16 protein-coding genes are annotated in these 20,772 nt (G+C 62.1%); 13 read left to right on the top strand and 3 right to left on the bottom strand.

Translation table 11 applies throughout. From position 1 onward, the window contains the following. Positions 1 to 75: 75 nt before the first annotated feature. A complete protein-coding gene (gene phhA / locus AC07VG_RS06920) occupies positions 76 to 861 on the bottom strand; it encodes a phenylalanine 4-monooxygenase (RefSeq protein ID WP_494999753.1) in 786 nt (261 codons plus the stop codon). 293 nt (positions 862 to 1,154) lie between these two features. Between phhA and AC07VG_RS06915 the strand changes: the two genes are divergently transcribed. Beyond that, positions 1,155 to 2,711, top strand: a complete 1,557-nt coding sequence (locus tag AC07VG_RS06915) for a sigma-54-dependent transcriptional regulator (protein ID WP_495020728.1) — start codon at positions 1,155 to 1,157, stop codon at positions 2,709 to 2,711. Between the two features lie 157 nt (positions 2,712 to 2,868). On the opposite strand, the gene AC07VG_RS06910 is transcribed toward AC07VG_RS06915, so the two are convergent. Both AC07VG_RS06910 and AC07VG_RS06905 read right to left on the bottom strand, forming a co-directional pair. Continuing rightward, positions 2,869 to 3,591, bottom strand: a complete 723-nt coding sequence (locus AC07VG_RS06910) for a TylF/MycF/NovP-related O-methyltransferase (protein ID WP_100938982.1) — start codon at positions 3,589 to 3,591, stop codon at positions 2,869 to 2,871. Next, complete coding sequence (locus AC07VG_RS06905) at positions 3,588 to 4,454, bottom strand: 2OG-Fe(II) oxygenase family protein (protein ID WP_495020727.1); 867 nt, start codon at positions 4,452 to 4,454, stop codon at positions 3,588 to 3,590. Before AC07VG_RS06905 ends, AC07VG_RS06910 begins: the two co-directional genes overlap by 4 nt. A 334-nt stretch (positions 4,455 to 4,788) precedes the next feature. Between AC07VG_RS06905 and AC07VG_RS06900 the strand changes: the two genes are divergently transcribed. The 12 genes from AC07VG_RS06900 (at position 4,789) to AC07VG_RS06845 (ending at position 20,772) form a co-directional block, all read left to right on the top strand. After that, positions 4,789 to 5,529: a flagellar basal body rod protein FlgF gene (locus AC07VG_RS06900; protein ID WP_494999755.1), complete on the top strand. Its 741-nt coding sequence runs from the start codon at positions 4,789 to 4,791 to the stop codon at positions 5,527 to 5,529. Positions 5,530 to 5,575: 46 nt separating this feature from the next. Then, positions 5,576 to 6,361: a flagellar basal-body rod protein FlgG gene (gene flgG, locus AC07VG_RS06895; protein ID WP_494999756.1), complete on the top strand. Its 786-nt coding sequence runs from the start codon at positions 5,576 to 5,578 to the stop codon at positions 6,359 to 6,361. A 55-nt stretch (positions 6,362 to 6,416) separates the two neighbouring features. Next, positions 6,417 to 7,094, top strand: coding sequence for a flagellar basal body L-ring protein FlgH (flgH, locus tag AC07VG_RS06890; RefSeq protein WP_494999757.1), 678 nt, complete (start codon positions 6,417 to 6,419; stop codon positions 7,092 to 7,094). Between the two features lie 11 nt (positions 7,095 to 7,105). Further along, complete coding sequence (locus AC07VG_RS06885; protein WP_494999758.1) at positions 7,106 to 8,215, top strand: flagellar basal body P-ring protein FlgI; 1,110 nt, start codon at positions 7,106 to 7,108, stop codon at positions 8,213 to 8,215. Between the two features lie 10 nt (positions 8,216 to 8,225). Continuing rightward, positions 8,226 to 9,521 (top strand): flagellar assembly peptidoglycan hydrolase FlgJ, encoded by a 1,296-nt coding sequence (gene flgJ / locus AC07VG_RS06880; protein WP_495020726.1) that lies wholly within the window; start codon positions 8,226 to 8,228, stop codon positions 9,519 to 9,521. A gap of 10 nt (positions 9,522 to 9,531) precedes the next feature. Further along, a complete protein-coding gene (gene flgK, locus AC07VG_RS06875) occupies positions 9,532 to 11,583 on the top strand; it encodes a flagellar hook-associated protein FlgK (protein WP_495020725.1) in 2,052 nt (683 codons plus the stop codon). Positions 11,584 to 11,596: 13 nt separating this feature from the next. Then, positions 11,597 to 13,162: a flagellar hook-associated protein 3 gene (locus tag AC07VG_RS06870; protein ID WP_495020724.1), complete on the top strand. Its 1,566-nt coding sequence runs from the start codon at positions 11,597 to 11,599 to the stop codon at positions 13,160 to 13,162. 112 nt (positions 13,163 to 13,274) lie between these two features. Beyond that, the gene (locus AC07VG_RS06865) at positions 13,275 to 16,868 is read left to right on the top strand and encodes a glycosyltransferase (protein WP_495020723.1); all 3,594 of its coding nucleotides are present in this window, start codon (positions 13,275 to 13,277) and stop codon (positions 16,866 to 16,868) included. A 286-nt stretch (positions 16,869 to 17,154) separates the two neighbouring features. Continuing rightward, on the top strand, positions 17,155 to 17,928 hold the full coding sequence (rfbF, locus tag AC07VG_RS06860; protein ID WP_495020722.1) for a glucose-1-phosphate cytidylyltransferase: 774 nt from the start codon (positions 17,155 to 17,157) through the stop codon (positions 17,926 to 17,928). Then, the gene (rfbG, locus tag AC07VG_RS06855; protein WP_495020721.1) at positions 17,910 to 18,992 is read left to right on the top strand and encodes a CDP-glucose 4,6-dehydratase; all 1,083 of its coding nucleotides are present in this window, start codon (positions 17,910 to 17,912) and stop codon (positions 18,990 to 18,992) included. Before rfbF ends, rfbG begins: the two co-directional genes overlap by 19 nt. After that, a complete protein-coding gene (locus AC07VG_RS06850) occupies positions 18,989 to 19,549 on the top strand; it encodes a dTDP-4-dehydrorhamnose 3,5-epimerase family protein (RefSeq protein WP_495020720.1) in 561 nt (186 codons plus the stop codon). Before rfbG ends, AC07VG_RS06850 begins: the two co-directional genes overlap by 4 nt. Continuing rightward, entirely contained in the window at positions 19,546 to 20,772 is a 1,227-nt protein-coding gene (locus tag AC07VG_RS06845) for a methyltransferase domain-containing protein (RefSeq protein ID WP_495020719.1), read from the top strand. The genes AC07VG_RS06850 and AC07VG_RS06845 overlap by 4 nt, the downstream gene beginning before the upstream one ends.

Raw genomic sequence — 20,772 nt, 5'->3', positions numbered from 1 at the left:
TCAAGGACGCCGTTCGAATACGTTATTCGAAAACGTCGGTTCGAGAAAGCCGCACGTACCAGGCAAAGTCGCGGATCAGGCGGCCTTGGGCGGGAATTTCGGTGCGTGCAGACCCAACTGCATGCCGCGCTCGACCATGCCCATGATGTCTTCGTGGGCCAGGTCGAACAAGCGCTTGAGGTTCGGCAGGACAAAGTACAGCGGTTGCAGGATGTCGATGCGATAAGGCGTGCGCATCGCCTCCAGCGGGTCGAACAGCTGATGCTCGGGCTGGTTGGACAGGCTGTACACGGTTTCCTTCGGCGAGGAGAGAATGCCGCCGCCATAGATGCGCCGACCTTGCGGGGTGTCCACCAGGCCGAACTCGATGGTCATCCAGTACAGGCGCGCCAGGTATACCCGTTGTTCCTTGCTGGCTTGCAGGCCGAGCTTGCCGTAGGTGTGGGTGAATTCGGCGAACCAGGGGTTGGTCAGCAGCGGGCAGTGGCCAAAGATCTCGTGGAAAATATCCGGTTCTTGCAGGTAGTCGAGTTCTTCTTCGGTGCGAATGAACGTCGCCACCGGAAACTGCTTGTTGGCCAGCAGCTCGAAAAAGGTTTGGAATGGAATCAGCGCCGGCACCCGGGCGACTTGCCAGCCGGTCGTGGCGCCAAGCACCTGGTTGATCTCGCTGAGCTGCGGAATCCGGTCGTGGGGCAGGGCCAGTTTGTCGATGCCGTCCAGGTATTCCTGGCACGCGCGACCCTCGAGCACTTTCAGTTGACGAGTGATCAGGGTATTCCACACGGCATGCTCGGCGGCCGGGTAGTCGATAAAACCTTGCGCATCAGGCTCGCGAGCCACGTAGTGCGTCTGCTTCATACAGCTCTCCTGCTAGGGGATTCGTTCTTGTTATGTGCAGCGATGGCTCTAGTGTTAACCCGTTGAGGGCCGGTGCGCATCCGGGGTCAGGCGGCCAAGGGCAGGGTGGATTGCTCTATTTCGTAAATAAAACGTTACGAATTTGCATTTTGTTGATGCGTAAAGCGTTTTGATGTGGCGATAAGGCGAGTTTGTGTAACATAATCTTGACGACTAACTGCGGGGTACTGAAAAAAGTGCTGCTTTTTGTAGGAGCATGCGTGTCCCGGCCATCACCCTTTTCGAGCCTTACCATGCGTATCAAAGTGCACTGCCAGAACCGCATCGGCATTCTTCGCGACATTCTCAACCTGTTGGTGGACTACGGCATCAACGTCGCCCGTGGTGAGGTCGGCGGCGATCAAGGTAATGCCATCTATTTGCACTGCCCGAATCTGATCAACCTGCAGTTCCAGGCCCTGCGACCGAAGTTCGAAACCATTGCCGGGGTGTTTGGTGTCAAACGCGTCGGCTTGATGCCCAGCGAGCGTCGGCATATGGAGCTCAACGCCTTGCTCGGGGCCTTGGAGTTTCCGGTGCTGTCCATCGACATGGGCGGCTCGATTGTCGCGGCCAACCGGGCGGCGGCGCAGTTGCTCGGGGTCCGGGTCGACGAGGTGCCGGGCATCCCGCTGGCGCGTTATGCGCCGGATTTCGACTTGCCGGAATTGGTCCGTGCCAACAAGTCACGGATCAATGGTCTGCGGGTCAAGATCAAGGGTGACGTTTTCCTGGCGGATATCGCCCCGTTGCAGTCAGAGCACGATGACAGCGAGGCAATGGCCGGCGCGGTGCTGACCTTGCATCGCGCCGACCAGGTCGGCGAGCGCATCTACAACGTGCGCAAGCAGGAGCTGCGCGGCTTCGACAGTATTTTCCAGAGTTCGAAAGTCATGGCCGCGGTGGTCCGTGAGGCCCGGCGCATGGCGCCACTGGATGCACCGTTGCTGATCGAAGGCGAGACCGGGACCGGCAAGGAGCTACTGGCGCGGGCCTGTCACCTGGCCAGTCCACGCGGGCAGGCGCCGTTGATGGCACTCAATTGCGCCGGTTTGCCGGAGTCCATGGCCGAAACCGAACTGTTCGGCTACGGTCCCGGCGCGTTCGAGGGCGCGCGGGCCGAGGGCAAGCTCGGCTTGCTGGAACTGACGGCTGGCGGCACCTTGTTCCTCGACGGGGTGGGAGAGATGAGCCCGCGCTTGCAGGTCAAGTTATTGCGTTTTCTCCAGGATGGCGGTTTTCGTCGGGTCGGCAGCGACGAGGAGGTGTACCTGGATGTGCGGGTGATCTGCGCGACCCAGGTCGACCTCTCGGAACTGTGCGCGCGGGGCGAGTTTCGCCAGGACCTGTATCACCGTCTCAACGTCTTGTCCCTGCATATTCCACCCTTGCGCGAGTGTCTGGATGGGCTGACCCCGCTGGTGGAGCATTTTCTCGACCAGGCCAGTCGGCAGATCGGCTGCCCGTTGCCGAAGCTGGCGCCGGCGGCGATGGAGCGCCTGGCGCACTATCACTGGCCGGGTAATGTCCGGCAGTTGGAGAACGTGCTGTTCCAGGCGGTTTCCCTGTGCGAGGGTGGGGTGGTCAAGGCCGAGCATATCCGCTTGCCGGACTATGGCGTGCGCCAGCCGCTGGGGGAATTTTCCCTGGAAGGTGGGTTGGACGAGATTGTCGGTCGGTTCGAGCGGGCGGTGTTGGCGCGCCTGTACTCGGAGCACCCGAGCAGTCGCTTGCTGGGCAAACGCCTGGGGGTTTCCCATACGACCATTGCCAACAAACTGAAGGCGTATGACGTACTCAAGGGCGAGTAGGCGGGATATCTTGAACGGGTCGCGAACCCTGTAGGAGCCAGTTTGCTGGCGATGGCGATGTCACATTCACCACTGCTATCGCCAGCAAGCCGGCTCCTACAGGTACAGGACGTCGTCGAAAACAACGCCAGTGTCAGGCATTGCTTTCACGGCGCTGTCAGATGTGGAAGTAACCCACGCACGAGTCGAACGGCAGGCGCTTGAGTTCGATCTTGTTCATGTCGAACACTTCGCGCAGGGCCTTGGTTTCGCCCGGGAAGTTGCGGTAGGCAACCTCGTCGAGGACCACGATGGCGCCCTTGGGCATGTACGGCAGGAAGGTTTCCAGGGCAACCTTGGTCGGCTCGTAGAGGTCGGTGTCGAGGATCAGCATGGCCACCACCAGGTCCGGACGGGACTTGACGAACTCCGGCACGGTCTTGCAGATGTCGCCCTTGACCAGCTCGCAGCGCGGGATGCGGTTGACCGGACGCAGCAGGTCGTTGGCGTCGATCATGTCCTGGATCAGCGACTGGTCGGTGTCGGAGAACATGTTCTCGTTGATGTCGGCCGGGTCTTCATCCTTATTGATGCTGGTGAAACCTTCAAAGGTGTCGAAGCCGACGATCGAACGGTTGATCGCATACGGCTCGAGGATCATCGACAGGTGCATGTAGAGCATCAGCGAGTTGCCCTTGTACACGCCGCATTCGATGATCGCCCCCGGCACATCCATGACCTTCTTGAACAGCTCCATGCGCGACAGGGCCGCGGTCACGTTGATGCGGTTGGCGAACACGAACGGTGCGTCGGCCACGTACTCGGCATCGACCCGCTTGAGCACGCCGGCACGGGTTTCGTTGTATTGGGCCTCGGCAGGCGTAATGCGGCGCTTGGTCATTGATAGATTCCTTGGAAATTCGAGAAGTCGTGGGCGTGGAAGTAGTCTTTGAAGCCGGCCCCGACATCCGGGCAGGCGCTGTCGACGTTGGGGGCGCCGCGCTTGTGTTGCAGGTCGTCCAGGTGCATCAGGCGGAAGTCCACGCTGAAACGGGTCTGTTCGGTGTAGTTGGGTACGGTGCCATGCAAATGTGAACCGGAGAAGATCAGCATGTCGCCGGTGTTGCCGGCAATGCGAACTTCCGACGAAGTATCGATGTCGGCCAGGGGCACCGGGTGCACGCGCACTTCCTCGGTCAGGTTGTCCTTGGCCTTGTGCCGCTGGTTGTTGATCCAGTCGTTCAGGCTCCAGTCCTTCGAGGTGTTGAGCACCGGCTTTTCGAAGTAGCCGGCGTTGATCATCATGGTCTGGTTCGGGGCGATGGTGTAGACCGGCATCCAGGTGTTGATCTGGCAATCGACGCTGCCGTACCAGGTGTCGCGATGCGGCTTGTAGGCATAGCTGACGCCGGCATGCAGGTAGTTGTAGTTGGGCACGACGCGCAGGCGCGGCACATCGAAGATGTACTCGCGCGGGTCGATGCCGACTTCATGGATAAACCCCAGGATCAGGTCCTTGACACGCTGGCTGTTGGTGAACTGGCCCTTGAGGCGGGTCACCCGGCTGACGAACTCATCGACCGGCATCATCTTGTGCAGGGATTGGTGATCGGTCTCACCGTCGAAGGCCAGGGTGATGCTTTCCTTGGCAAAACCACAAAGCTCCTTGGCGGTCGCCAACTGGGTGTCCAGGAAGATGGCGCCTGAATAGATGGCTTCCTTGAAGTCAGCTTTTTGCTGTAGCTGGTTGATGTACAGGTTCACGTCAGCCCTCCTGAATACTGTGGCTAATTCTGAGTGTCGGCAGTCACTGGGCAAACTTGACGTCGGTCGCCGTATGCCGGGTTGGCTTGCAAGGTCTATTCCAAGGTGTTTTTTTGGCGCTCGTCGCGTCGGGGGGAATGACCGGTATTTGCCGCCAGCGGCATAACGGCGCCGTTTTTTCGTCTGCCCTCAAGACCTTGAAAACCTGCGAAAGGTACTCAAACTCCCGCCCTGGCGGCTTGTCCGGCGTCAAAAAACAAGTTGGTTCGGAAATTGCTTGCGCCTCTCGCCGTACAGCGGTGGCGGCAAACGTCCGTCAGGAAGAGGAAAGACTGTGGACAAGTACCTTTACGTGGCAATGACCGGTGCGGCGCAGAATGCCCTGGCGCAAAAGGCCCATGCCAACAATCTGGCGAACCTCTCGACCAACGGTTTTCAGCGTGACCTGGAACAGGCCCGTTCGATGCCGGTGTTCGGTGACAGCTTTCCGTCGCGTGCCTATGCCATGTCCGAGCGCCCGGGCACGGATTTCGCGTCGGGTCCGATGGTCGAGACCGGTCGCGATCTCGACGTGGCAGTGGCCGGTGACGGCTGGGTGGCCGTGCAGACACCTGATGGCGGCGAAGGTTACGTGCGCACCGCGAGCATGAATATTGACGCCCTCGGGGTGCTGCGTGCCGGCAACGGCATGCCGGTCATGGGCAACGGCGGGCCGATTGCCGTGCCGCCCGAGTCGAAGATCGAAGTGGGCGAGGACGGCACCATCAGCATCCGTGCCATGGGCGAGGGGCCGCGGGTGGTGGCGGAGGTCGATCGCATCAAGCTGGTCAATCCGGATCTCAAGAACATGGTCAAGGGGCCGGATGCCGTGATTCATACCAAAGACGGCACGACTGCGCCGGTCGATGCCAACGTCAAGGTGGTCTCGGGCTTCCTGGTCGGCAGCAACGTCAATGCCGTCGAGGAAATGACCTCGGTGCTGGCCCTGTCCAAACAGTTCGAATTGCACATCAAGATGATGAACACCGCCAAAGAAGATGACACGGCTATGGCTCGGGTCTTGCAGAACAGCTAATCACCAGAACGTAGCGCCGTAAAACAGGCGCGCGAAGGAGAACAGAATGCTTCCGGCTCTATGGGTTGCAAAAACAGGTTTGGCGGCACAAGACACCAACCTGACGACTATTTCCAACAACCTGGCCAACGTCTCGACCACCGGTTTCAAACGTGATCGCGCCGAGTTCCAGGACCTGCTCTATCAGATCAAGCGTCAGCCGGGTGCCGAGTCGACCCAGGACAGCGAACTGCCGTCGGGTCTGCAACTGGGTACAGGTGTGCGGATCGTCGGCACCCAGAAGAACTTCGCTGCCGGTAGCCTGCAAACCACCGACCAGCCTTTGGACATGGCCGTCAACGGCCGCGGTTTCTTCCAGATCCTGCAGCCGGACGGCACCACGGCCTACACCCGTGACGGTACCTTCCACCTGAGCAACACCGGGCAGATCGTCACCGCCAGCGGTTTCACCCTGCAGCCGGCGATCATCATCCCGAACAACGCCCAGACCTTCACCGTCGGCCAGGACGGCACGGTCTCGATCACCGTCGCCGGCAGCCCGACTTCGCAAGTGATCGGCAATATCCAGACCGCCGACTTCATCAACCCGGCCGGCCTGCAGTCCAAGGGCGGCAACCTGTTCCTGGAAACTGCCGCCAGCGGCGCGCCGCAAGTCGGCACCCCGGGCCTCAACGGTTTCGGCACCACCGAGCAGAGCACCCTGGAAACGTCCAACGTCAGCACCGTGGAAGAAATGGTCAACATGATCACCACCCAGCGTGCCTACGAAATGAACTCCAAGGTGATTTCCACCGCTGACCAGATGCTCCAGTACGTCGCACAGAACCTGTAATCAAGTCTATGAGGCGGCCTGAAGGGCGCCTGCAACACCGTGAGGTAATAGGGTCATGAATCGGTTGTTTTCCATGCTCGCGTTGAGCGCGATGGCGCTGTTGGCAGGCTGTATGAGCCCGCCGCCCAAGCCCAATGACCCGTATTACGCCCCGGTGATGCCGCGCACCCCATTGCCCGCGGCGGCGAACAACGGTTCGATCTATCAGGCCGGTTTCGAGCAGAACTTGTATGGCGACCGTAAGGCTTTCCGGGTCGGTGACATTGTCACCATTACCCTTAATGAAGCCACTCAGGCGAGCAAGAACGCCAACTCCGACCTGTCGAAGAAAGATGCCAACAACTTTGGCCTGACCACGCTCTTCGGCTCGGCGGTGACCAGCGGCAACGCGAACCTGAGTGTCGGCTATGGCGGTACCAAGACCACTGACGGTTCGTCCAAGGCCGCGCAGAGCAACAGCCTGACCGGCTCTATCACCGTGACCGTGGCCGACGTGCTGCCCAACGGTATCATCGCCGTACGTGGCGAGAAGTGGTTGACCCTCAACACCGGCAATGAGCTGGTGCGCATCGCCGGACTGGTCCGGGCGGATGATATCGCCACCGACAATACCGTTCCGTCCACGCGCGTGGCCGATGCTCGCATCACCTACTCGGGTACCGGAGCCTTTGCCGATACGAGCCAACCGGGTTGGCTCGACCGCTTCTTCCTCAGCCCGCTCTGGCCTTTCTAGGTGCTATGACCATGTTCAATCTCAAGCATCTGATGGTGGCTGTGTTGCTGATGTCTAGCGCTTTCGGTGCCCAGGCCGAGCGGTTGAAGGACATCGCCAGTATTTCCGGCGTGCGCTCCAACCAGCTTATTGGTTATGGCCTGGTGGTCGGTCTCAATGGCTCGGGTGACCAGACCACCCAGACACCGTTTACCTTGCAGACCTTCAACAACATGCTCTCGCAGTTTGGCATCAAGGTGCCGAGCAATGCCGGTACCGTGCAGCTGAAGAACGTCGCGGCGGTATCGATCAGCGCCGATCTGCCGGCGTTCGCCAAGCCGGGGCAGGTGGTGGATATCACTGTCTCGTCGATCGGTAACGCCAAGAGCCTGCGCGGCGGCACCCTGTTGATGACACCGCTCAAGGGTATCGACGGTAATGTCTACGCCATTGCCCAGGGCAACCTGGTGGTAGGCGGCTTTGATGCCTCGGGCGCGGACGGTTCGAAGATCACCGTCAACGTTCCGTCGGCCGGTCGCATTCCTGGCGGGGCCTCCGTGGAGCGCGCGGTGCCGAGTGGTTTCAACCAGGGCAACAGCCTGACCCTGAACCTCAACCGTTCCGACTTCACCACCGCCAAGCGGGTGGTCGACAAGGTCAACGACCTGCTCGGCCCGGGCGTGGCCCAGGCCATCGACGGCGGCTCGATCCGCGTCACCGCGCCGCTGGACCCGAGCCAGCGGGTCGACTACCTGTCGATGCTGGAAAACCTTGAGGTTGATCCGGGCCAAGCGGTGGCGAAGGTCATCATCAACTCGCGCACCGGCACCATCGTGATCGGCCAGAACGTCAAGGTGTCGCCGGCCGCGGTGACCCACGGCAGCCTGACCGTGACCATTACCGAAGACCCGATCGTCAGCCAGCCGGGGCCGCTGTCCAACGGTACCACGGCGGTCGTACCGCGTTCGCGGGTCAATGCCCAGCAGGAAGCCAAGCCGATGTTCAAGTTTGGCCCGGGGACCACCCTGGACGAGATCGTCCGTGCGGTGAACCAGGTGGGGGCGGCGCCAGGCGACTTGATGGCGATTCTCGAAGCCTTGAAACAGGCCGGCGCCTTGCAAGCCGACCTGATCGTGATTTGAGGTCGTCGATATGGTGGACATGCGCAAGAGCGGGCTGGCAAGTACCAGCGACTCCGGTGCCTACAGCGACCTGAACCGACTGAACAGCCTGAAGGTCGGCAAGCGTGACAGCGACGCCAACATCCGCAAGGTGGCGCAGGAGTTCGAGTCGCTGTTCATCGGTGAAATGCTCAAGTCCGCGCGCTCGGCCAGTGATGTATTGGCCAAGGACAACCCGCTCAATACCCCGGCGACCAAGCAGTACCAGGAAATGTACGACCATCAGTTGGCCGTGACCATGTCGCGCCAGGGTGGTGGTATCGGTCTGGCCGATGTGCTGGTGCGCCAGATGTCCAAGAACAAGCCGTCGCGGCCTTCCGAGAGCGGGCTCAAGGTCGGGCCGCCGGCCGGTACGCTGGCGACCGAAACCCCGGTGGAGACCCCGGTCGGTGCCGGCACCAGCACGACGGCGACCTCGGCTTCGCCGTTCGTGCGTTCCAATGGTCAGCGGCCGTTGTGGGCTTCGCGGGTCGCCAGTCCGATCCACAACAGCGACGGCAGCCTGCGCAACGATATGGCCAAGATCAATCAGCGCCGCCTGTCCTTGCCGAGCAAACTGACCGATCGCCTGGTCGCCGGGCTGGTGCCGTCGGCCGACGGCAGCCTGGCGACGCTCAACACCCAGGCCTTGCCGGCGCGCAACAGCGCCGCCAGCGATTCCGTGCTCCAGGGGCAGGCCACCCGCCGCTTGAGCAACGTGCCGGCCGCGAACCTGCAGATCTACGGTCGCGCCGTGGCCCAGCCGCCGTTGGCGCCGGCCAAGCACGCCTTCAACTCGCCCGACGAGTTCGTCGCCACCATGCTGCCGATGGCAGAGCAGGCGGCCAAGCGTATCGGTGTCGACCCGCGTTACCTGGTGGCCCAGGCGGCCCTGGAAACTGGTTGGGGTAAATCGGTCATGCGCCAGCAGGACGGCAGCAGCAGTCACAACCTGTTCGGCATCAAGGCCGGCAGCAGTTGGCAGGGGCCGCAGGCCCGCGCCATCACCAGCGAATTCAAAAATGGCCAGATGGTCAAGGAGACGGCGGACTTCCGTTCCTATGCCTCCTACCAGGACAGCTTCCACGACCTGGTGACCATGCTGCAAAGCAATAATCGCTATCAAGATGTGCTGAAGTCGGCCGATAAACCGGAACAGTTTGTACGCGAGTTGCAAAAGGCCGGGTATGCCACCGACCCGGACTACGCCAGCAAGATTTCGCAAATAGCAAAACAGATGAAGAGCTACCAGAACTACGCTGCGGCGGGCGCTTCCACGAATTTATAAGGTCTGAATCATGAGCTTGCTCAATATCGGTATGACGGGGTTGAACACGGCCTCGACGGCTTTGAACACCACCGGTAACAACATTTCCAACGTTGATACAGCCGGTTATTCACGTCAGCAGACCGTGCAGACCAGCTCTGCCTCGCAGAAATACGGTAACGTGTTCATCGGTACCGGTACGACCCTGGCGGATGTTCGCCGGGTCTACAGCGCCTACCTGGATGCGCAGTTGCAGACTTCGACCTCGCTCAACAGTGATTCGTCCTCGTACCTGGCCCAGGTCACGCCGACCGACGCCATGCTGTCGGATACCAACACCGGCATGACCGCTTCGTTGCAGAAGTTCTTCAGTTCGATGCAAAGCGTGTCGACCACCCCGACGGACGATGCGTCGCGCCAGACCACGCTGACCAGCGCCCAGGCGTTGAGCGACAAACTCAACTCCCTGTCCCAGCAGTTGAGCGCCCAGAACACCGGGATCAACACCAACCTGTCGGACATGGCGGGCCAGGTGAACAAGCTGGCGACCACCATCGCCCAGTACAACGACCAGATTTCCAAGGTGACCACCGCCGCCGGTGCCCCGAACGACCTGCTGGACCAGCGTACCGAGGCGGTTCGCCAGTTGTCCCAGCTGGTCGGGACCCAGGTGGTCGAGCGCGGTTCGAGTTATGACGTCTACATCGGCAGCGGCCAGCCGCTGGTGATGGGCAACAGCACCAACACCCTGTCCGCCGTGCCGAGCAAGAACGACCCGAGCCAGTCGGCGTTGCAGCTGGATCGTGGCACCAGTACCGTCGATATCACCTCCACCGTGACCGGCGGCGAGATCGGTGGCCTGCTGCGCTACCGCAGCGATGTGCTCGACCCGTCGATGAACGAGTTGGGGCGCATTGCCATGGTCACGTCCGACCAGATGAACAAGCAGCAGGCCCAGGGCATCGACAAGAACGGCAACTTCGGTTCGGCGATCTTCAACGATATCAACAGTGCGACCCTGGTCAGCCAGCGCAGTATCGCCAGCGCGAACAACAGCGCCGGTTCCGGCAATCTGAACGTGAACATCGCCGATACCGGCGCGCTGACCACCAACGACTACCAGGTGACCTTCAGTAGCGCGACCAACTACAGCGTCACGCGCTCGGATGGCACCGCCATGGGCGCCTTCAGCACCACCACCACGCCGCCACCGGTGATCGACGGGATCACCCTGAGTCTCAATGGCGGCGGTGCGATGAGTGCCGGCGACACCTTCAAGGTGACCCCGACCCGTAGCGGCGCCAGCGACATCCAGACCGTGATGACCAACGCGCAGAACATCGCCGCGGCGGCACCGCTGGCGGGTGTCACCAGTGCCAACAACGGCGGCACCTACACCCAGCCGACCCTGGTCGATCAGTTGGGCACGACCAACGCGACGAACAACGCGCAACTGCAGGACGCCATCAAGTACGGCACGCCGGTCAAGATCGTCTTCGCCGCGGCTGGCACCGGCGCGGCAGCGGGTACCCAGGGCTACACCCTGACCGATGCCCAGGGCAACGTGATGGGCGCCGGTACCATCGTGCCAGGCCAGGCCAACACCCTGAACCTGAAAGTGAACATGGTCGACTCCAGCGGCAATCCAGTGCTGGATGCCTTGGGTGTGCAGAAGACCTTCACCGTTCAGACCACGGTCAGTGGTAACCCGAAAACCGGTGAAAGCTTCACCATGTCGATGACCGGCGCCGGTTCTTCGGACAACCGCAACAGCGTTGCCATGATCGCCCTGCAGACCAAGCAGACGGTGGGCACCAATACCGCGAGCAAGGGCAGCAGTATCTCCGATGCCTATGGCACGCTGGTCTCCACCGTCGGTACCAAGGCGGCCACGGCGACCTCGGACAATACGGCCACGACGACGATCCTGACCACCGCCAAGGGCGCCCGCGACTCGCTGTCCGGCGTCAACCTGGATGAAGAGTCCGCCAACCTGGTCAAGTACCAGCAGTACTACACGGCGGCGTCGCAGATCATCAAGGCCGCCCAAACCATCTTCAGCACGCTGATCAGCAGCCTTTAAGGAGTCGTGATTCATGCGCATTTCCACCGCCCAGTATTACGAAACCACGGCCGCCAACTATCAGCGCGGCTACAACGACACGCTCAAGACCAGTGCCGAGGCCAGCAGCCTGGTCAAGGTCAATACCGCGGCGGATGACCCGGTAGGGGCTGCGCGGCTGTTGCAACTGGGCCAGCAAAGTGCTTCGCTGACCCAGTACGCCAGCAATATCAGCTCGCTCAAAGGCTCGTACAGCCAGTCGGAAACGGCCTTGACCGCGATTCAGAACGCTATGCAATCGGCCCGCGAAATCGGCCTGTCGGCCATCAGCGGTACTAACACCGATGCCGATCGCAAGGCCTATGCCCAGCAGTTGGGACAGATCCAGCAAACGGTCCTCGGGCTGATGAACAGCCAGGATGCCAACGGCAACTACCTGTTCGCCGGTTCGAAGACCAGTACCCCGCCCTATACCGCCAACTCCGACGGCACCTACAGTTACAACGGTGATCAGTCGCAGTTGAACCTGGCCGTTGGCGACAACAGTTCGGTGGCCAGCAATGTGACCGGTTGGGACGCGTTCCAGCAGTCCATCAACACTGCCCGGACCCAGGTCACCATGACCGCGCCGGCGGTGGACGACGGGCGCGTGACCCTGTCCAACGGCCAGATCAGCAATAGCGCGACCTACGACGCCAAGTTCGCTGGCGGGCAGCCGTATACCGTCAGCTTCCTCAGCAGTACCCAGATCAAGATCACCGATGCTGGCGGCACTGACGTCACTTCCGAAGCCAGCCAGAATGGCGTGATCAGCAACAGCAATGGGGCGAACCAGACGGTCACCTTCCGTGGCGTGGACCTGGGGCTGAACCTCAACCTCAAGACTGGCGATGTGCCGGATACCGTGATTGCCGGGCATAGCTTCACCCTGGCGGCGCAGCCGGATACCTTCAATGCCTCGCGCAGCGCCGGCAACCCGTCGACCGCGGTGGTGACCGGGGCGACGACCACCAACCAGGCGGCCTACGACAGCACCTTCCCCACCGGTGGGGCGATCCTCAAGTTCACCAGTGCCACGGCCTACGACCTCTACGCGGCACCGGTCACGGCCAGCAGCCGGCCGGTGTCCTCGGGTACCATGGCCGGATCGACGGCCACGGCGGCGGGGGTCAGCCTGACCTTTGGCGGTGCGCCGGCGGCCGGTGATCAGTTTGTGGTTCAACCGAACAATCACCAGACGCAGAACATCCTCGACACCTTGAGCCAGATGGTTGGTGCGTTGAACACACCGGCCGATGGCAATCCGGTTGCCCAGCAGCAGCTGCTGGCAAACATGAACGCCGGGGTCAGCAACGTCACCAGCGCCATGGACCAGGCGGGCAGTGCGGTCACCGCCATCGGTACCCGCGGCCAGACCCTGGATGCCCAGGACTCCACCAACCAGAGCCTGGTCCTGGCCAACACCACCAGCCAAGGGGCGATTCGCGACTCCGATCCGGCGGAGGTCATGACGCGCCTGACCCTGCAACAGACCATGTTGCAGGCGGCGCAGTTGGCATTCAGCAAAATCAGTCAATTGGGCCTGTTCAACAAGATCTGATTCGACCTGGGCGTGGGAGCCATCGTGGCTCTCGCGCCTTCATCAACCGCCTTTTTCAGCGGTTCCAGTGGCTCGTCCAATCGGGAGAGTCGCGCCGCTTGCGAGCCCCGTCGTGAATCCAGTCCCACTCGTCAGCCTCGTCATTCCCGCTGTCAATCCACGTTTTTTTGGCAAGGCCCTGCACAGCGCGTTGCACCAGAGCTACGGTAATCTCGAGATCATCGTGTGCGATGACAGTCAGGGTGACGAGATCGTCCGTCTGGTCGAGGCCGCAAGCGAAGAGGGCGGCCCGACGGTGCGCTATGTGCGTCACTCGCACAAGCTCGGTCATGTGGCCAACGTGCTTGCGGGTCTTGAGCTGGCCGAGGGCGAGTTCATCAAGTTTCTCTATGATGACGACCAGCTGTTTGGCGCCTGTATCGAACGTCAGGCGCAGGTCCTGGTCGAGCAGGTCGACGTCAATCTGGTGCTGGCCCAACGGCTGTTCTGGGACGCCGACGATATGCAGCTTCCGGTTCGCCTGGAGAACGCGACGCTGGCGCCCGTTTGCTCGGTCTTCAAGGGCGAGGACCTGCTGGCCATTTTCGAGACCTTTCCGGTCAATATCCTCGGCGGTTTCAGCAATGCGCTGTTGCGTCGCGCGGATGCGCTGGAATGGTTGCCTGCCTTGACCCAGCCGGGGCATTGCTTCGTCGCTTCGCTGGAGCTGGCGCTTTATATCTGCCTGTTGCGGCGAGGCAATATGGTCATGCTCAACCATATCCTCAGTGTTGAACGTCGTTATCCGGAACGCCCCAGCCGCCAGCAGGCGATGCGTGACGCGGTGCTCTCGGAACGCGAATGGCTGGTGCAGATGCTCAAGGCGCGCAGCGGTGAATCGGCCCCGGCCCATGGCTGGGTGCGTTTGTTGCCGCTGACCCGGGCCCACGAGTCACCCCGTGTCTGGGGGGAGCTGGCATTGCTGCGGACCCTGGGTACCAAGCAAAGCACCGAAGTCTGGCGCGTCGGTGTTAGCTGCGATAGTTTTTCCGAAATGTATGCCCAGTGGCTGGCCTGTCGGACCCTGACGGAGCCTGAGCGCAAACTGCTGCCCGATGCCCTGCAGGAGTGGTCGTGGCAGCCAAAGATCGTCGCGGTGGTGATCGATCCGGAGGGCAGTGCCGCCGGTCTGGAGAGTACGCGGCAGAGTCTGGCCGGGCAGCTCTATCCGGCGCAATTGACGCTGGTCCTGTCCGCCGCCTGCAATGAAGCGGTCGTGCTGGACGAGGTGTTTACCCTGCCGTTACAAGAGGACTGGCAGCAGCAGCTCAATGAACTGCTGGCTCAGGTCGACGGGGCTGACTGGTTTTATCTGCTGCGTGCCGGCGATCGTCTGGTGGAGCCGGCACTGCTGGTGCTGGCTGACCGCATCGTCCACGCGGGCGAGGCCTGCTGCTTCTACAGTGACGAAGGGGGGATGCACAACGGCGAGCCGGCGGAGCCGGTTTTCAAGCCTGACTTCAACCTCGACCTGATGCGCAGCTATCCCTATGTCGGGCGTGTGCTGGCCTTCAATCGCGAGGTTTTCCTGGCGCTCGGCGGTTTCGAATCGCGGCATGGCGAGCTGGCGCCTCACGACTTGCTCTGGCGAATGGTCGAGCAGGGCGGTACCCAGGCCATCGGGCATATCACCGAAGTGTTGGTGGAGTCTGCGCTGTCGCTTTCGCAATGGATGTCGCTGCCCGCATTGCTCGAACTGAACGCCCAGGTGCTCGAGGCGCATCTGGGACGTCTCGGCGTGGCCCATGAGTTGCGTGACCGGGGGCAGTCGCTGTTCAGTCGGGTGGATTATCTGCACGCGGATCGTCCGCTGGTTTCGATTGTCATCGTCTGCAAGGATCAGTTGGCGGCCGTGCAGCGTTGTGTTGAAGCCGTGTTGGAAAAAACCCTTTACAGCGAATACGAGTTGCTGCTGGTGGACAACGGCAGTGAAAGTCCCGAGATGCTCGCCTGGCTGAGCGCCATGGCGAGCATGGGCAGCGCTCGTTTGCGTGTATTGACCTTTGCGCAACAGGACCAGGCTGCGGTTATCAACGCCGCTGCGGGGCAAGCCCGGGGCGACTATTTGTTGATGTTCAACCCCTACCTGGTGGTGACTGACGGCCTCTGGCTCGACGAGATGCTGAACCATGCGCAGCGCCCGGAAGTCGGCGTGGTGGGTGCCAAGCTGTTCAACGCCGACGGGCGAGTGGTGCACGCCGGCCTGGTGCTTGGATTGCACGGGCCGGCAGGTGTGCCTTTCTACGGCGAGTCCCTGCAGTCCGCGGGTTATATGCATCGTTTACAGGTGGCCCATGACCTGAGTGCGGTCGGCGCCGATTGTCTGATGGTGCGTAAAGAGGTGTTCGACAGCGTGGGAGGGCTGGATGAGACGCAGTGGGCCCAGACCCTCAGCGAGGTCGACTTGTGCCTGAAGGTCGGGCGCAGTGGTCACCTGGTGGTCTGGACCCCGCATGCGCAACTGGCCTTGGGGGCTCGGCCAACCGTGGTGCTCGAGGCGGATCAGCAAGCCTCGCGCGAGCGTGAACAGGAGGCGTTCTACCGGCACTGGCTGCTTGTCATCGCCCGCGATCCTGCCTACAACCCCAACCTGGGCCTGCGCACCATGGGCAACGGTAGTTTCGGTCTCGAGCCGGGTCTTCTGTCCGGCTGGAGTCCGTTTTCGGTCCGTAGTCTGCCGAATGTCCTGGCGATTCCTGTGAATGCCTCGGCCATCGGCCATTACCGGGTGACGCAGCCGCTGATCGAACTGCAGGCCGCGGGGCGCGCAGTCGGGCGGGTCATGTATGAAATGCCGTCGATTATCGAGGTGGAGCGTCAGTCTCCTGACGTTATCGTGTTGCAGGGGCGTTATACCGAAGGGCCGATCAATGAATGCGTGCCGCTGAAGACCTATTCCAATGCCCGGCGCGTCTATGAGCTGGATGACTATGTGATCCAGCCGACCAAGAAAAACGCCCATGTTCGCAATATGCCGACCCGTGACGAGATGGAGGCGCTGGTTCGCCGTGGCATAGGCTTGTGCGATCGGGTCGTGGTGTCCACGGCGCCATTGGCCGATGCCCTGTCATCCATGCACAGCGATATTCGTGTCGTTCCCAATATGCTCGCAACCAACCTCTGGACGGGTTTGAAAGGACAGCGCCGCACCTCGAAAAAGCCCCGTGTCGGCTGGGGCGGCGGGACCAGTCACTCCGGTGACCTGGCGGTAATTGCCGAGGTTGTGCGCGAGTTGGCGACGGAGGTCGATTGGGTCTTTTTCGGCATGTGCCCGGACGACCTGCGCCCTTACATGCATGAGTTCCATGGGGTCATCGGACTGGATGTCTACCCGGCGAAACTGGCGAGCCTGAATCTGGACCTGGCTCTGGCGCCGCTGGAGTTTCATATCTTCAACGACTGCAAGAGCAACCTGCGGCTGCTGGAGTACGGCGCCTGTGGCTATCCGGTGATCTGCACCGATACCAAGGCCTATACCGGCTACCTGCCGTGTACGAAGGTCAAGACCAACTCCACCGATGAGTGGCTACAGGCGATTCGCATGCACCTGTCCGATCCCGATGCCAGCTACCGCATGGGCGATGAACTGCGGGAGATTGTCCTGCGCGACTACATGCTGCGCGGCGACAACCTGCGTTACTGGGAGAACGGTTGGCTGGCCGATTGATTCGGTTTCACGCGAACCTGTAGGCGCTGGCTTGCCGGCGATAGCGATGGTGAGCTTACCGCAGCTATCGCCAGCAAGCTGGCTCCTACAGGTTTCGCGCTGTGGCGCTCAACAGGCCCGGCCTGTGGAGCTGGCGCGTTTCCTGCAAGTCCCCTGAATATCGCCATAAATCGTGCATTTGGCGGCGCGGCCCACGGGTCGCGAGCCGTTGGCGCGATTTGACCCGGCAGTCTGGGAATTCCCACGGCGCCTCAGCAGGCGCTGTGTCGAACAAGAGGGGACGTTGATGAAGGCAGTTATTCTGGCGGGTGGCCTGGGCACGCGGATCAGCGAGGAGTCGCACCTCAAGCCCAAGCCGATGATCGAGATCGGCGGCAAGCCAATTCTCTGGCACATCATGAAGCAGTACTCGGCCCACGGCATCCACGACTTCGTGATCTGCCTGGGGTACAAGGGCTACGCCATCAAGGACTTCTTCGCCAACTACTTCCTGCACACCTCCGACGTCACCTTCGACATGAGCAACAATCGCATGGACGTTCACCAGAACTACAGCGAGCCATGGCGCGTGACCCTGATCGACACCGGCGAAGAAACCATGACCGGCGGCCGTCTACGCCGTGCCGGGCGTTACCTGGAGAACGAAGAAGCCTTCTGCTTCACCTACGGCGACGGCGTCTCGGACCTGAATATCGGCGCGTTGGTGGATTTCCACCTTTCCAGTGGCAAGTTGGCGACGGTCACCGCCGTGCAGCCGCCCGGTCGTTACGGCGCGCTGGAGCGCGACGGCGACATGGTCCGTGGCTTTATCGAGAAGCCCCGTGGCGATGGCGGTTGGATCAACGGCGGTTTCTTTGTCCTGTCGCCCAAGGTGCTGTCGATGGTCAAGGACGATAGCTCCGTCTGGGAAGCCGAACCCTTGGCGGAACTGGCGGCCCAGGGGCAGCTGAATGCCTTCCAGCATGACGGCTTCTGGCATCCGATGGACACCCTGCGGGACAAGAATCACCTGGAACAGCTGTGGCAGAGTGGGGAGGCCCCATGGAAGCAGTGGGACTGAGCCCGACCTTCTGGAGCGGCAAGCGGGTCCTGCTGACCGGCCATACCGGGTTCAAGGGCAGTTGGCTGGCGCTGTGGCTCGAGAGCCTGGGCGCCCAGGTCAGTGGCTTCGCCCTCGACCCCGGCACCGAACCCAGTCTGTTCGAACTGGCCCGGGTCGGCGAGGGCCTCAACGACCAGCGCGGTGACCTGCGCGACCTTGGCGCCTTGCTTGAACTGATCGCCGAAACCGAGCCGGAAATCGTCCTGCACCTGGCGGCCCAGCCGCTGGTGCGCGAGGCCTATCGAGATCCGCTTGGCACCTATTCGAGCAACGTCATGGGCACCCTCAATCTGCTGGAAGCGATTCGCCAGGTCGGTGGGGTGCGTGCCTGTGTGCTGGTCACCACCGACAAGGTCTACGCCAACCAGGAATGGGCCTGGCCCTATCGTGAGAACGAGGCCCTCGGCGGTCATGATCCCTACAGCAGCAGCAAGGCCTGTTGCGAACTGTTGGCGCAGTCCTACGTGGCCTCCTTTTTCTCCGCTGAACGCTACGAGGCCCATGGCCTGGCGGTCGCGACCGCGCGGGCCGGGAATGTCCTGGGCGGCGGTGATTTCTCCGCGGAACGCTTGATTCCCGATGTGCTCCGGGCCTGGTCGGCGGAGGAGCCGGTGACCCTGCGTTATCCACAGGCGGTACGGCCCTGGCAGCATGCGCTGGAGCCGTTGGCCGGCTACCTGCAACTGGCCGCCGCGCTTTATGAGCGTGGGCCGGAAGCGGCCGGGGCGTGGAACTTCGGGCCTGGCGAGGACGACATGTGCAGTGTCGGCGACGTCGTCGCTCGGCTCGCCGGGCGCTGGCCACAGGCGCCGGGCCTGCGGGTCGAGCCCAGCGAATTGCATGAGGCCGGCCTGTTGCGCCTGGACAGTAGCCGCGCCCGACAGTTGCTCGGCTGGCAACCACGCTGGTCATTGCAACAATGTCTGGAACAGACCCTCGACTGGCACCTGGCCTGGAAAAATGGCGAGGACATGCGCAGCGTGACCCTGGCGCAATTGCATCGGTACCGGGGTGGGCTTTGAGTGAGTTCCTGATCCGTGACTTGCCCCTCAAGGGGCTGTTCAGTGTGCAGCACAAGCGCCACGCCGATCAGCGCGGGCATTTCTCCCGGCTGTTCTGCGCAGGCAGCTTGAGCGCCTTCGGCGAGGTGTTTCATATCCGCCAGATCAACCATTCCTGCACCCGCGAGCGGGGCAGTGTGCGTGGCTTGCATTATCAGAATGCGCAGGCCCCGGAAGCCAAGCTGATCACCTGCCTGCGCGGTGAGGTCTGGGATGTCGCGCTGGACCTGCGTGCGGATTCGCCGACGTTCCTGCACTGGCACGCCGAGCACCTGCGTGCCGGCGACGGTCGCAGCCTGTTGATTCCCGCCGGCTTCGCCCACGGCTTCCAAACCCTGAGCGACGACGCCGAACTGCTGTATCTGCACAGCGCCGACTACACGCCGGACGCTGAAGGCGGCCTGTCGGTGCTCGACCCGCGCCTGGCAATCGCCTGGCCCGAGGCTGTCAAAAATCTGTCGGCCAGGGACAGCAGTCACCCCCTGATCGACACGTCTTTCCCTGGAGTGCGTTTATGAACTGCCGAGGTTGCGGCACCCCGTTGGTTTTGCCGTTGATCGATCTGGGAACTTCGCCGCCGTCCAATGCGTATCTGCGGGCTGACCAGTTGGAGCAGGCGGAGCCGTGGCTGCCGTTGAAAGTCGCGGTGTGCCAGAGTTGCTGGCTGGTGCAGACCGAGGACTACACTCGCGCCGATACGCTGTTCGACGCTGACTACGCCTACTTCAGTTCGTTTTCCAGTACCTGGCTGGAGCATGCCGAGCGTTATGTGACCGAGATGGTCGAGCGCTTCGAACTGAGCGCGGACAGCCGCGTGGTGGAGGTGGCCGCCAACGATGGCTACCTGCTGCAATATGTCGCCGGGCGCGGCATCCGTTGCCTGGGCGTCGAGCCGACCCGCAGCACCGCCCAGGCGGCACGGGACAAGGGCCTGGAGATCCGCGAGCTGTTCTTCGGTCGGAACACCGCGTTGCAGTTGCGCGAAGAGGGTTGGGCAGCCGACCTGATGGCGGCCAACAACGTGCTGGCCCATGTGCCGGACATCAATGATTTTCTCCAGGGCTTCGCGACGCTGCTCAAGCCAGCGGGGGTGGCGACCTTCGAATTCCCGCACCTGCTTGCGCTGATTGCCGGGCAGCAGTTCGATACCTTGTATCACGAGCACTACTCCTATCTGTCGCTGACCGCGGTGCAGGCCTTGTGCGTGCGCAACGGCCTGGAAATCTTCGACGTCGGCGGCTTGCCGACCCATGGCGGCTCATTGCGGGTCTTCGTGCAGCGCGCCGACGGTTCGCCTCGCGCGGTGCAGGCGGTGGTCCGCCAGGTGCTGGAAGCCGAGCTCGCCGCCGGGGTGAAAACCCTGGCGTTCTACGCGACCCTGGCGCCGGCTGCCGAGCGGATCAAACACGAGCTGCTGCGCTTCCTGTTGCAGGCCAAGGCCGAAGGCAAACGCGTGGTGGGCTATGGCGCGGCGGCCAAGGGCAACACGTTGCTCAACTATGCCGGGGTCCGCCCGGACCTGCTGGCCTGGGTGGCCGATGCCAACCCGCACAAGCAGGGCAAGTTCCTGCCGGGCAGTCGCATTCCGGTGGTTTCGCCTGAGCGTATCGAAGCGGAGAAACCGGATTATGTACTGGTGTTGCCGTGGAACCTGTTGCAGGAAGTGAGTCAGCAGCAGGCCGTCGTGCGTGAGTGGGGCGGGCGTTTCGTCGTCGCCGTGCCCGAGTTGACCATCCTGTGA

The sequence above is a fragment of the Pseudomonas sp. GW821-FHT03C07 genome (assembly GCF_059420925.1).
Note: the sequence above shows the minus strand (reverse complement) of the source record. Positions and strands in the feature narration are given on the sequence as shown.

What these genes read in the sequence shown, in the direction of transcription:
- rfbG (WP_495020721.1), top strand. Translation starts at nt 17,910, where the DNA reads ATGGAAGCAGTGGGACTGAGCCCGACCTTCTGGAGCGGCAAGCGGGTC.
- rfbF (WP_495020722.1), top strand. Translation starts at nt 17,155, where the DNA reads ATGAAGGCAGTTATTCTGGCGGGTGGCCTGGGCACGCGGATCAGCGAG.
- phhA (WP_494999753.1), bottom strand. Translation starts at nt 861, where the DNA reads ATGAAGCAGACGCACTACGTGGCTCGCGAGCCTGATGCGCAAGGTTTT.
- AC07VG_RS06885 (WP_494999758.1), top strand. Translation starts at nt 7,106, where the DNA reads ATGTTCAATCTCAAGCATCTGATGGTGGCTGTGTTGCTGATGTCTAGC.
- flgH (WP_494999757.1), top strand. Translation starts at nt 6,417, where the DNA reads ATGAATCGGTTGTTTTCCATGCTCGCGTTGAGCGCGATGGCGCTGTTG.
- flgJ (WP_495020726.1), top strand. Translation starts at nt 8,226, where the DNA reads ATGGTGGACATGCGCAAGAGCGGGCTGGCAAGTACCAGCGACTCCGGT.
- AC07VG_RS06870 (WP_495020724.1), top strand. Translation starts at nt 11,597, where the DNA reads ATGCGCATTTCCACCGCCCAGTATTACGAAACCACGGCCGCCAACTAT.
- flgK (WP_495020725.1), top strand. Translation starts at nt 9,532, where the DNA reads ATGAGCTTGCTCAATATCGGTATGACGGGGTTGAACACGGCCTCGACG.
- AC07VG_RS06910 (WP_100938982.1), bottom strand. Translation starts at nt 3,591, where the DNA reads ATGACCAAGCGCCGCATTACGCCTGCCGAGGCCCAATACAACGAAACC.
- AC07VG_RS06845 (WP_495020719.1), top strand. Translation starts at nt 19,546, where the DNA reads ATGAACTGCCGAGGTTGCGGCACCCCGTTGGTTTTGCCGTTGATCGAT.
- AC07VG_RS06915 (WP_495020728.1), top strand. Translation starts at nt 1,155, where the DNA reads ATGCGTATCAAAGTGCACTGCCAGAACCGCATCGGCATTCTTCGCGAC.
- flgG (WP_494999756.1), top strand. Translation starts at nt 5,576, where the DNA reads ATGCTTCCGGCTCTATGGGTTGCAAAAACAGGTTTGGCGGCACAAGAC.